Source organism: Flavobacterium sp. (assembly GCF_040382755.1).
In the GTDB taxonomy this organism is placed as follows: Bacteria; Bacteroidota; Bacteroidia; order Flavobacteriales; family Flavobacteriaceae; genus Flavobacterium.
The window spans coordinates 21998-33735 of record NZ_JBEIET010000011.1 but is presented as its reverse complement, the minus strand read 5'-3'; the positions used below and the strand labels follow the sequence as shown (position 1 = coordinate 33735).

Annotated in this window: 19 protein-coding genes; 5 read left to right on the top strand and 14 right to left on the bottom strand. The window is 31.4% G+C overall.

The window, feature by feature from the left end:
* Positions 1 to 263 precede the first annotated feature (263 nt).
* From ABWO04_RS02490 to ABWO04_RS02470, 5 genes are all read left to right on the top strand, one after another.
* The gene (locus ABWO04_RS02490; RefSeq protein WP_353077013.1) at positions 264 to 611 is read left to right on the top strand and encodes a hypothetical protein; all 348 of its coding nucleotides are present in this window, start codon (positions 264 to 266) and stop codon (positions 609 to 611) included.
* 70 nt (positions 612 to 681) lie between these two features.
* Complete coding sequence (locus ABWO04_RS02485; RefSeq protein ID WP_353077011.1) at positions 682 to 1617, top strand: DNA cytosine methyltransferase; 936 nt, start codon at positions 682 to 684, stop codon at positions 1615 to 1617.
* 166 nt (positions 1618 to 1783) lie between these two features.
* Positions 1784 to 2005 carry a hypothetical protein gene (locus tag ABWO04_RS02480; protein WP_353077009.1) on the top strand — a complete coding sequence of 74 codons (222 nt, stop codon included), beginning with the start codon at positions 1784 to 1786 and terminating at the stop codon, positions 2003 to 2005.
* A 66-nt stretch (positions 2006 to 2071) separates the two neighbouring features.
* Positions 2072 to 2272, top strand: a complete 201-nt coding sequence (locus tag ABWO04_RS02475; protein WP_353077007.1) for a hypothetical protein — start codon at positions 2072 to 2074, stop codon at positions 2270 to 2272.
* A 6-nt stretch (positions 2273 to 2278) separates the two neighbouring features.
* Complete coding sequence (locus tag ABWO04_RS02470) at positions 2279 to 2647, top strand: hypothetical protein (RefSeq protein WP_353077005.1); 369 nt, start codon at positions 2279 to 2281, stop codon at positions 2645 to 2647.
* On the opposite strand, the gene ABWO04_RS02465 is transcribed toward ABWO04_RS02470, so the two are convergent.
* The 14 genes from ABWO04_RS02465 to ABWO04_RS02400 form a co-directional block, all read right to left on the bottom strand.
* Positions 2642 to 3190, bottom strand: coding sequence for a hypothetical protein (locus tag ABWO04_RS02465; RefSeq protein ID WP_353077003.1), 549 nt, complete (start codon positions 3188 to 3190; stop codon positions 2642 to 2644). The genes ABWO04_RS02470 and ABWO04_RS02465 overlap by 6 nt on opposite strands.
* Positions 3187 to 3336, bottom strand: a complete 150-nt coding sequence (locus ABWO04_RS02460) for a hypothetical protein (RefSeq protein WP_353077001.1) — start codon at positions 3334 to 3336, stop codon at positions 3187 to 3189. The genes ABWO04_RS02465 and ABWO04_RS02460 overlap by 4 nt, the downstream gene beginning before the upstream one ends.
* Positions 3333 to 4238, bottom strand: coding sequence for a ribonuclease H-like domain-containing protein (locus ABWO04_RS02455; RefSeq protein WP_353076999.1), 906 nt, complete (start codon positions 4236 to 4238; stop codon positions 3333 to 3335). Before ABWO04_RS02455 ends, ABWO04_RS02460 begins: the two co-directional genes overlap by 4 nt.
* A 57-nt stretch (positions 4239 to 4295) precedes the next feature.
* Complete coding sequence (locus ABWO04_RS02450; RefSeq protein WP_353076997.1) at positions 4296 to 4670, bottom strand: YcbK family protein; 375 nt, start codon at positions 4668 to 4670, stop codon at positions 4296 to 4298.
* A 32-nt stretch (positions 4671 to 4702) separates the two neighbouring features.
* On the bottom strand, positions 4703 to 4936 hold the full coding sequence (locus ABWO04_RS02445) for a hypothetical protein (RefSeq protein WP_353076995.1): 234 nt from the start codon (positions 4934 to 4936) through the stop codon (positions 4703 to 4705).
* Positions 4937 to 5143: 207 nt separating this feature from the next.
* Positions 5144 to 5344 (bottom strand): hypothetical protein, encoded by a 201-nt coding sequence (locus tag ABWO04_RS02440; protein WP_353076993.1) that lies wholly within the window; start codon positions 5342 to 5344, stop codon positions 5144 to 5146.
* A 1-nt stretch (position 5345) separates the two neighbouring features.
* Positions 5346 to 6392 (bottom strand): hypothetical protein, encoded by a 1047-nt coding sequence (locus ABWO04_RS02435; protein WP_353076991.1) that lies wholly within the window; start codon positions 6390 to 6392, stop codon positions 5346 to 5348.
* 4 nt (positions 6393 to 6396) lie between these two features.
* On the bottom strand, positions 6397 to 6690 hold the full coding sequence (locus ABWO04_RS02430) for a hypothetical protein (protein WP_353076989.1): 294 nt from the start codon (positions 6688 to 6690) through the stop codon (positions 6397 to 6399).
* Positions 6687 to 7238: a DUF6712 family protein gene (locus ABWO04_RS02425; RefSeq protein WP_353076988.1), complete on the bottom strand. Its 552-nt coding sequence runs from the start codon at positions 7236 to 7238 to the stop codon at positions 6687 to 6689. The genes ABWO04_RS02430 and ABWO04_RS02425 overlap by 4 nt, the downstream gene beginning before the upstream one ends.
* The gene (locus ABWO04_RS02420; RefSeq protein WP_353076986.1) at positions 7238 to 8842 is read right to left on the bottom strand and encodes a hypothetical protein; all 1605 of its coding nucleotides are present in this window, start codon (positions 8840 to 8842) and stop codon (positions 7238 to 7240) included. Before ABWO04_RS02420 ends, ABWO04_RS02425 begins: the two co-directional genes overlap by 1 nt.
* Entirely contained in the window at positions 8839 to 9093 is a 255-nt protein-coding gene (locus ABWO04_RS02415; protein WP_353076985.1) for a hypothetical protein, read from the bottom strand. The genes ABWO04_RS02420 and ABWO04_RS02415 overlap by 4 nt, the downstream gene beginning before the upstream one ends.
* Before the next feature lie 88 nt (positions 9094 to 9181).
* The gene (locus tag ABWO04_RS02410; protein ID WP_353076984.1) at positions 9182 to 9727 is read right to left on the bottom strand and encodes a hypothetical protein; all 546 of its coding nucleotides are present in this window, start codon (positions 9725 to 9727) and stop codon (positions 9182 to 9184) included.
* Positions 9728 to 9778: 51 nt separating this feature from the next.
* A complete protein-coding gene (locus ABWO04_RS02405) occupies positions 9779 to 10690 on the bottom strand; it encodes a hypothetical protein (RefSeq protein WP_353076982.1) in 912 nt (303 codons plus the stop codon).
* Position 10691: 1 nt separating this feature from the next.
* Positions 10692 to 11738, bottom strand: a complete 1047-nt coding sequence (locus ABWO04_RS02400) for an XkdF-like putative serine protease domain-containing protein (RefSeq protein WP_353076980.1) — start codon at positions 11736 to 11738, stop codon at positions 10692 to 10694.

Below are 11738 nucleotides of genomic sequence, written 5' to 3'. Positions count from 1 at the left end.
TTGATGAAAATATGTCACAAGAACTTGATGGTTTAACTTTAAGAGGTTGGAAAATTATTAGAATATTAGAACCCATGAAATGGTTAAATAGTGATGGAATGTTTATCAGGATATTTTTTGAACGCAAACGTCAAGCTGAGTAATAACGGCGGACGCTAACCGATGTTCAGGAAAAGTAAGGACTGAACTTTCGGATGATGACTAATCTTACAGACACAAAACGACAATTAAATTTAACCTAAAGCCTGAATAGCGGTTAGCGTATGTTACCACTTCGGCTTTTTAATCACAAACAAATTATGAAAGGAAAGTATTTAATTACAACAGATTGCTGGTTTTTTGCTCCTGATGGAAAACAATATAAATCAGTTTGGGGAGAAGTTGAAATAGTAAGCGATGCTATTTTAGGAATTAAAACCAATGTTAGAAGCTCTAATTGGTTTGCAAAAGTAGGAAGCGATGAAAATCATTTGATAATTGCTGGATGCCAAATACACTATGCTTGCAAAAGTGAAAATAAACCAAATACTGAAAGAGTAGATGATTGGAGTAACACAACCGGTAAGTTGGAAGAATATAAAAGACCTTCTAATATCTACATTGCTGAGTAAGCTGAGTGGTAACGGTTCGTGGCTTTAAGCAGTTGCCAATAAAACTGCCTAAACTTTTGATTTAAAACTAATGATTACAGATACAAAACAAACTTTAAATTTAGCCGAAAGTGGTAATTGCTTAAAACCGCTGTTACAGGATAGTGCGGATTTTAATACATTATCTTTTTTTGATGGAATGAGTAATGGACAAATAGCATTAGAAAAAAATGGAATTATATCAAATAATTATTTTGCTTGTGAAATAGATGAAAGTGCAATAAAAGTAACACAAAAAAATTATCCAAAAACTAAACAATTAGGCGATGTTTCAAAAGTTTATGCTAAAAACTTGCCGAAAATAGATTTGTTTATAGGTGGAAGTCCTTGTCAAAGTTTTAGTTCTTTTGGTAATGGAAGTGGATTTGATGGTAAAAGTGGTTTGTTCTATGAATATGTAAGAATGCTGAATGAATTGAAACAAAAAAATCCTGATGTATTATTTATGTTGGAAAATGTAAATATGAAAAAACAATGGAGGGATATTATTTCAAAAGAACTAGGAGTTGAGCCGATTGCCTTTAATAGTAATTTAGTTTCTGCACAAAATAGAGATAGACTTTATTGGACTAATATTGACTTTATTGTTCCTGAAGATAGAAATATTTTATTTAAAGATGTTTTAGAAAACTTACCATTTAGAGAAATACCAAAATGTTTTTATAAAAATTGGGGTGATAAAATGCGAATTGATAAAGGTTTAAATTGGGTAAAAAACGATAAAGCAAATTGCTTAACAACTAAAAATTGCCACACTAACCAATATTTACTTAATGAAGATAAAACTTTATGTAGGTTATTAACAGCTAAAGAATATGAAAGATTACAAACTATCCCTGAAAACTATACAGATTGCGTTAGTAATACAGAAAGGTTTAAAATGATTGGTAATGGATGGACTGTTGATGTAATATCACACATTTTTAGTTTTATTAAGCAAAAACGTTCTTATGAAAACGCATCGTAGCATTTCCTGTAACGTCTTGCGTGTATAAGAAGTGGCGGATTAGAACTCCAAAACTTTCAGCAAACGCAGAACTTAATTAGAATTACAAAATTTTAAATTAACCGAGAACCCGCCATTTTTTATACACGCTGTTAGTGGCTGGGCTTTCTCACAAAACTTAAATAAAATGGAAGAATTAGAATTTGAAAACAGAAAGAAAAAAATTGAGGCATTCAAAAATGAATTAAAAGCCTTGATGAGTAAATATAATTTTGGCAAACACGAAATGGATAATTATAACGGTATGGAAGAATACTGTGGAACTGACTATTACTTTACTGTAGACGGTGAAACTTGGTATGGTGAAACTATTGCCGAAATTTTGGATGAAGTTGTTGGGTCGCATTAGCCTTGCCACTAACTACAATATTACATCATAAAAAATATTATTTCCTCTTATTAACCCTTATAAAATATGGAAATTTATACAGAAATACATAGTTTTACTTTAACAAAAGAACAAAAGAAAATATTAACTGATTTAAAAGCAAACAAAGTAAACGTTTCAAAGTTAATAAGAGAAATAATTTTTAAAGAATTAACGCCAAAAGTTGACAAAAGAAAGAAGCCAACAATTGACGATTTAAAAAAAAGTTTAGATAACGTGTTTAATTAATAGAAAATGGAAATAAAAGAATTAAGAATTGGTAATTATATTTCTCCTTTAGGTATAGGAATTACAAAAGTAGAAGGATTTTGCATTTGGGATAATTTAATACAAAGTTCTAATTTTGCAGAAAGAGGCATTGAAGATTTTGAACCAATACCACTAACAGAAGAATGGCTTTTGAAGTTTGGTTTAAAACAATCTAATTTAGATATTAAAAGATTTTATTTACTTGGTACTGATTTATATTTTTTTAATAATAAAAAAATAATTTTTAATCCTGAATCAAGTAGTCTTTATGTAGAATTAAAATATGTTCACCAACTTCAAAATCTATACTTTTCAATAACACAAACAGAATTAGAAATAAAAAACCACCTATAACAAGGTGGTTTTATTTTTTATCCAATTCAATATAATAAACAATACAAATAGTATTCCTATAAGCCACATAAACCGATTTGCGACTATTTTTATAGTTTCTGAATAGTCAACTTGTTTAACTTCTTCTTCTTCTTTAAAATCAATATTTTGCTTTTCCTTAATTGTTTCTTTAGAATTGTTATAAATAACCCTTGTATTGTAAATTGTATCTTTTCCTAAAAGTATAGGTTTATCCAAATTTACAGGCTCTAAAGTAAACGAATTACTAAACTTTGTTATATCGGTTTCAGTTTCGCTTTTAACTTCCGTTTCTGAACTTGACTTTTTTACAGTTCCGCACGAAAATAAAGTTAAGATTAAACAACCTAAAATTAATTTTGCTAAAGTACTTTTAGATTCGTCACCTAAAAAAAACTCACATTTCCCATCTTTATAAGGCGGTTCTGTAAAATAACTTTGCCATATTCCATCTATTGCCTTATATCTTTTGCAATTGTCTTTTAAATGGCAATTAAAACCACTACATTTTGTTATATCACTCATTGTAATTCATCTTTAATATTTTGATAATCATAACCAGCGCTTATCAATAAATTAGTTATAATTTCAATTATTTCCTCTGTTGTTAAGTCGTCATACTCACATTCAAATGTGTGCTTTTTTTTGTGTGCTTCGATTTGTATTTTCATATAAAGTTATTTGTTTTAAATTTTAAATAATTCATATAAGCACTATTGCCTATTTCGTTTGTACTATCGCAATCATCACATTGCATTAGTCTTTTAATAGTTCCTAAAGCAGTAACATTATTTTTAAGCAAAGTTACATTTTCTGAACCGCAACAACTACAACTATATTTCAAGTTCCCACCTAAAACTCCAGCGTGTGTATTTGGTTTAATATAATTTTGCATTGTCAAAAATACATCTTCTAAAACAATAATGTCGCCCTCGCAGTAAACTACCATTTCTCTCATTACCTCTTTAGAGCCTTTTAAAACGTCTTTCCACATATCAAAACCTCTATGTTGAACCTTTGCCCCTACGCCTAAAAATTGAGCTATGTAATCGAGTTTATTTGAATTAAAATTAAATCCATTTTTAGCTTTCTTTAAGGTATCTAAAGTTTTATATTGTGGAAACATTGGCACTCGGTGAAAAATACAACGTGTTCGAATCCATTTTATATCAAATCTATCACCATTGTGTGCTATCAATTCATCAGCAGTATTTGCAACGTTTACAAAATCAATTAACATTTGCTTGTCGCATTGGTTTGAATCCCACGTTAAACTATGTATTTTATCTTCGCTTTCCCACTTGTACGAAATACAAATTATCTTTCTTTCTTCGATTATATCGTGAGGTTGTAAAGATAAATTATAACCTATACGCCACGCATAACATATATTTGGACTTGTTTCAATATCAAAAAACAATCTTTTTATTTGATGTTGTGGCTCTCGAAGTTTTAGTAGTTCAACTTCTTGCTCTTTTGAAAGTCTGTATCTATTTCTTAAATTAAATTCAAGTCCTAACTTTCTTACTTCTGCATTATTTAACCTATAACGTCTGTTTTTGTTTGGTTTCATAATTATTTATGTTTGTTATTACGGACAATAAAGGCTATTTTGTTTATAATAACGGATTTACCAGCGTGCTTTTCTTCCTCTATGGTCATAATGAGTAAATGTAGGGTAAACTCCAATACCGCCCTCTTTCATTTTTCCACTTTCAATAAGTCCTTCAATTACTAAAGCCACTTCTTTAGGTGTCATTCCTGATACTTTAATATCCGCAGCTGTACCTCTTAAATGTTGGCTATCTTTTACGCCACCTATTTTAGCGTTATACTTCGGACTTCTATAACCGCTATTAATTGTAATAGGTTTGTTTATTGCAGTTCGCAATACTTCTAAATTTCTTGCAAGTTCAACAATATTTGAAAGTGCATTATTTGGAATATCTGAACCATCTTTACACTTAAATTCTTCTAAACTGAAATTCTTACTTATCTTTGCCATATTCTTATAATTTTCGTAAAGTTGCGAAAGCATTAATCTTTTATTTCGTTAATATCCTTTTTTAAATTTTTGCCTTTAGATATAATTTCTTTTACAATTACCCAAAGTGAGCGGTTGCCTAACTTCATTGAAGTTTCATCTATTGACTTGACTTCAATATATATCCAAACAAAGGTAAGTACTTTTGATATTAAAAATGATATATCAAACAATTTTCCTTCTAAAATATATTTATCAATCATAAAAGCAAATATTATGCTTCCCATATAAAAGAAAGTTTTTACAACTATATTGAATAGTTTAGTGCTTTTAAAAGAGTTAATTCCTTTTAATTTAATACTTACATAAATTGCGAAAATTGTATCGAACAAAACAGCAAACGATATTAACGCCAATAGCCCGAGTATTGGCGTAATAAATATAAAAAATGTTGTTAAAATAATAATTAGTGTTTTAGTGGTAATCATAGTAGGTTATTCGATTATAGGTGTATATTCAATTCTTTCTAATTCATTAAGTTGGTCGTGTATTGCTTCAAATTCTTTGCAGTCTAAAACTTCAAGACCAGCAATCCATCTATCTGAACCATCTTTAGCAAATTCAAGTTTATAGCAATTATTAAAAAAACCATTTAATGCGTTATATTGTTCTGTATTTGGGTGTAGTACTAACATATTATAAAGAATTTAAATAAGTATTTACAGCGTTAACTATTGCGGTATTTTCAGCTACCATACTTGCGCCATTCATATAAAATGAAATTGTATGCGCTCCATATCCTGAACCACTTCGCAATATAAACTGATTTGATGAAGTCATTGAGGCTGAATTTGCAGTTCTACTTCCCTGCGTGGTTGCATTAAATAATTCAACATTTGTTGAGCTTGTACGATGTATAGATTTCATTCCTTTAGTCGCGGTAAAATCAAAAGAGCCTCCAGTCAACGCGGTTGTACCTTGATTAATTCTTTGGTTAGATGAACTAGCTCTTAAAGAGTTGTTTATATTAACAGTACTACGACCATCTAAAGCACCTGTACCACTTGCTAAAAACATAAATAAATAACGACTCGCATTATTTTGAGTATAGTTTACGCCTTGCGTTACAGGATTGAAATTTGTATCAATATATGAACTTGTTCCATTCCCCATAAAGCCTTCATTTGTTGTAAAAGTTGGACTTAAAACAGCGGTATATTGCGTTAATCTTTTCCAATCTATTAAAGCAAATTGAGTACTTCCGTCTGTAGCGAAATTCGCAAAAGTGTCTAATTTATTCCAAACTCCAGCAGTTTTTAAACTACTCAATAAAGTGTTTTGTTTTAATCTTTGTGCTGTACTTGGTAAAGTATAACCTTGCGTTGTTGCATAATCTAAAATAGATTTGTATTCCTCTTCATAAATTGTTAAACTATTAGAAGTTGCATTTGCACTACCTACAGAATTAGTTGCAGTTACTCTACAGCTAATATTTGCTGAACTATCTGCCAAAACAGAAGTATATGTAGAACTTGTAGCGCCAATAATATTACTACCATTTCTTAACCATTGATAGGTATAAGTAATAGGAGTACTTCCGCCCCACGTTCCGTTAGTAGTAGTTAAAATACTTCCAACAGTATTAGTACCACTTACAACAGGTGCAATAGTATTGAATGGTATAATAGCACCGCCCCTTTTTACCCTATTGTTATGTATTAAACTATTTCCTAATCCTAACATAATACTATCCTTTATATGCTATTACTTTTCCGCTTTCTACATCGACATCGTAAAATCTACCATATATAATAGTACCCGCAGTAAGTGCTAAACTTGTCAACTCCGCATCGCCTATTATTTCGCTGTCAGGTGTTGGATATGGTTTTAATTTTGAAGTAATAACTGCATCTGTCAAAACTTGAATAGCTACGAAAGTTTCGTTTTCAATTGAAGGTTCAGCATTTAATACTCTTAATCCAAATTGACCGAAAGAAGCTAATCCTTGATTTGCTCCGTTAAAATAATCTTTGTGTTTCATTTTGTTTCATTTTGTTTATTTAAAATACTTCTAACATATAAATCCTCATCTATATATTCGTTTTGTAAAAACCAATTACCAAAACTCGGCTTATTTGGATTTACAACATTATCACTACTACAACGCCACTCGGGTAAATTCTTTTTACAAAGCCATCTATACATACGTTCCGCAAACATATCCGCTTTTGCACGCATTTCGCTTACTAAATTTGATAACATTTTACTATCAATAGCCGAAGTATTAGCGGGAGTTGGTAAAGCAATACCATTGTTACCAATTGTAAAAGCTCCAATCTTTAAAAACTCTAATGCACCTTGACGAATTAAAAAAGGTTTAATGTAATTTTCGTAAAGTGTCAAGTAATCACCTTCTAAAGTTTCAGCGTCGTACTCGTTACAAATCTTATCGTATAAATCTTCGCCTAATAATTCCTCTAATCTTGTAATTTGAGCGTCAATAATACACTGACGCAATCTATCTACATCGATATTCCCACCTAAAGGAGTATTCTCTGTTATTTCGTTATCTCTTAAAAGTACTATCATTATTCTAATCTAAAATAGTTATTGCTTGCTTGTGCTGGTTGTGCTACTAATTTGTCATTCTCTTCCCATTTTGCTTTTGGTCTATCTGCAGGGTCTAAAGCTAAAATCATTTTGCGTGCCTCGTTTACGCTTAATGAATTATTACCTTTTCTTAAATATATTTTACGCATCCAAAAATGTTTACAATTCACACCGCCTTTGTAGAAAAATAAATTATATGTATCTGCACCTTCAGGACCGAAACCAGGATTAACAACTTTGCTACTCGCTAATTCTATATCTTCTTTTCTGTACACCTTATTAGCTTTTATCATTTTATTGCAAAATTCTCTTTGACCTTCAGGATTACCACCATACGAATAACGTATTTTAAAAAGGCTTGTATCTTGTTCGCTTGTTACATTTGGAAAAGAACTCGGAACTTTTGCAAGTTTTAATTCTAACTCTCCAAATGTAGGCTCTCCACTCATTGGAACTTCATCAATCAAATCCCATTCTTCATCATTAATTTCTTCACCTAAATTTATAAGTTCGTCAGCTATTAAATCAGTCCCTTCTTTTTTTTTTGATAAACTTAATGCAGTTTCAGGAGTTTGTTTTTGTCTTAAACTCAAAAACTCCAAACCGCTTAACCCTTTAACAAACTCTATTGCGTCAATTATGTTTTCTTGAATAGGTTGTATAACATTCAAATAAGTTTCATTAAAAGCAGTTTCTATTTCGTCAGCATTAGAGCTAAATCCTGTACTTTTTGTAATACCTAAAATAGCACCTGATACAACTTTATGTGCAATACAAATTTTATTTTGAGCTTCTTGAGTTAAGAAGTCGTATTGTTTGTGTGCGTCGCTTACTTGTAATGCTGATATTGTAGTTTCGCTTTCTTTATTATCATTAAAAGACAAAAGAAATTTACCCGCATTTGTACTACCCGTTAATTGGTTTCTAATTTGTCGGCTGAATTTGTTTAAATCTTCTTCACTTTCAGGTTTGCCACCATTCACGTTTATAACGTGTCCGAAAGACATACCATTTTTTATATGGTTAACGTAGTAGTTAGCTAATTCGCTCTCAACTTCGCAATATGGTAACGCTGAAATATAACTCGGATTACCAAAATAGAATTGCCCGACTTGGTTTGACTTTATTACAAATACTTGGTTTTCTGTTTTTTTACCGAATCCATAGGTTGGTATTTTACGCGGCGGGTATTTCTTTTGATCATCCCAATCAAAGCAAAACCAATACGCTTTTATTTCCCCATCTTCTGCTTTGTTTGGTAAAAGTTTATTTTTTTCAATATGGTACAAATTACCTTTTGGAGTTACTTCAAAAGAAGCTTCGCCAAATAGAACCATATCAAAGCAAACTTTTCTTAAATCCGTTTTAGATATAAAATTCTGTTGAATATTAAAACCTAATCCATAAATGTAACGTGCATACGAATCGATAATAGCGGAGTTTGTAGGACTTCCGTAATAACTCGCTATAATATCCTTATACATTTGGTTATTTTCCCCATTCATAACAAAGTCTTTGTTTGGACTTTCTTTGATTTCAGGTCTAATATATTCTTTTGCTAATTTTAAAACTTCTAATTTCATACTGCTTTTGCTTTACTTCTGTATATTAGTGTACTATTATTTGTAATTTCAAGCGTATACGTTCCGTTTAAGATAAAATTAAAATCAAATGTTATCAAACTATATCCATCTGATAATTCACATTCAATCCCACTTATAACGCTTTTAGTATTTGTAAGTTCGTGCCATAAAGTTAATGTTACAATAGGCTCGTAAACCCTATGCAAAAATCTTAAATTATGTGTTTCGCTTGAAGTAATAAAATAGTCCATACTTTAATAACGTAATACTTTATTTTTTTTACATAAAAAAAACCTCCCTAAAATTAATTAGAGAGGTTAAAAAAAATGGAAGATAAAATTAAACTACTGGAGTTTCTCCAATGTATGAATTTTGTACCGTTGCCAACAATGCTGTTTTAGCAGTTGAACTTAAGAACGGAGCAAAGCCAGGCTCTTCTGCTGTGAACTCAAATGTAAATCCATTTAAATCACCTTTTGCAAGTCCTGTAACCGCACTACCATTCGTAGCTTTAGCAGAGTTTTTGTAACCCATTAATTTGATGTTACCATTATAGTCCTCAACGAAAACTACAATTCTGTTTCTCATCATTAATGATAACTCTTCTTGAGTTTCAGGGTCTAATATTGGTAAATTACCTACTAAAACTTGCGAAATAAATTTCGTTCCGTTATCCCAATTGATGTTAGGCGTTTCTGTTAAGCCTTGCGTATTGCTTGAAAATTCGTATTTAAAGGTTTCGTCTAAAGTGCCTAAAGATGCTACAACTTGAGCAGTAGCAGTAATTCCATAGTCAGCATATAAACCAATAAATATATTTTTAACACCACCAACCGTGCCTAAACACGCTACTTTTTTTCCTTTTGTAATAAAATCACAATTCATATATTTATATGTTTTTAAAAAGGCTCGAATTAACGAGCCTTTATGTTAATATTAAGCCTCAGGAATTCTGTACCATACAATCTCTGGAGCATAAACGTAGATTACTCCAACGTTATAAACCATTGTACCTCTTACTTTTCCTGTTAACAATCCGATAGCATCTTCGTCAACTACTTGAATTGAGTTATGGTCTTCTAAAGCACCCGTAACAAATCCTAAATTTCCTGTTTCAGCAATTACAATTGTAGCCTCAGGTAAACCACCTACTTCTACTAATCTATGTTTTCCGAAAACTAATTCAGTATTAGCGTTACCACCTAATCCGTTAACAGTTCCTTTGTCGATTAAGTAAAAGTTATACGCTTGTGCAACATCAGGAGAAACCATAACGTTTAAAGTTCTTCTTCTAATTGCTGGAGGAATAGCTGCAACCGCTTTTTCTAATTCAGCGATAACATTTGTTTTGTCGATAGCCTCACCATCAACTGTTACGATATTAACATCAGCAGCAAATTGAGTTAAGAAACCATCATAACCATTTGTAGCGTCTACACCTTGCCAAATGTTGTCATCTGTATAAGATGCTTCGTTTGCTAATTTAGATGCAATGATACCATCTAAAATCTCTTTAGGAAAAACATCGTTAGCAGCACTTGCTCCCATTTCGTCAGCAGTCCAAGTAGCTCTAAAAGTTTCTTTACATAAATCCCAATCGTCTTTGAATTTTGTAGGAATGATTGATTTTTCAGCTAAAGTAATTGAACCCGCTGGAGTGTGTCCACAAGTGTACTCTCTTCTTCCGTTTGTAGTTTCTGATTTTCTTAAAGAAAGTTTAGAGTTTACATTTGGATAAATTGTTACTAAATTGTTTTTTAAAGTGTCAGCTTCTTTCCACGCTTTTAGGAAAAGACCACCAGCTACTTTACCATTGTAGTTCGAACCTACAGTTACTGTTGTTGGCATATTAATTTTGTTTTTGTAATTCTAATAAAAATTTCTCTTGCAAGTTTTTAGGCTCTGCAACCTCTGTATGAATTGGAGTAGCTTTAGTTAAAATAACTTCCGCTTCTTCTTTTTTCATTTCAGCTTTAAATCCTTCTAATTGTGCAGCTACAGCTTTAGCAATTTCGCCAACATACGCTTGCATAATTTCGTTTACTTTAGCCTCAACGTCATCTGACATTTCAACCTTTTCTTCTTCTTTTTTGTCTTCTGAAAGTTCTTCAACTTTTTCAGTAAGTTCAGCAACTTTACCTTCTGCAACTACAACCATCATTCCGTCGATTTCGTAAGTTCCATCAGCAAACGCTTCCGTCATAGCCTCATCAGCAAAAACCATTGTATCAACTGCTAACATTTCCCCTTCAAAGAAAACCGCTTGCTCATCGATAGTCATAGATTTCCCTAACTTAACTTGTGTTTGATTAAGAGAGGCAAAGCCCTCTTTAATCGCTGTTAAAATAGTTTCTAGATTCATATTTGTGTTTATATTATTCTCTTCTAATTCAAAAGCTCCGTCAATAGATACGCCTTTGATTTCCCCCGCTTCTATTTTAGCCATAACATCATCGTCATCAACTCTAAAAATAGTAAACCACGTGCCAATAGGTTGGTTAAAACCTTTCATTACGCTTTTATCGTGTACCTCATCTTCTTTAATCCAACTTTCAACAAACGTTACACCCTCTAATTTTAGATTTATATCGTGTTCAAGTGTAGATTCATTTTGAAAACCACGCTTTTGGAACTCTTGTTGTGCTAATTGTATGGTTTCTTTTGGGAAAACTATATTAAAAGCATTGCCATTATCGTCAATTCTTAATATTTTTTGGTCAGGAATAAGTACGGGTGTCATAAACAGACGCTTTTCCTTGTCTATTTCTGCTAATTTTATTTCATAATCCTTTGACATTTGCACAAAATACTCTTCAATAGCTGGGTCTTCAACTAAAGAAATCGCATAAACGCCCTTGTTTTTATTTGGATTGAATCTAATTACGTATGTGTCCAT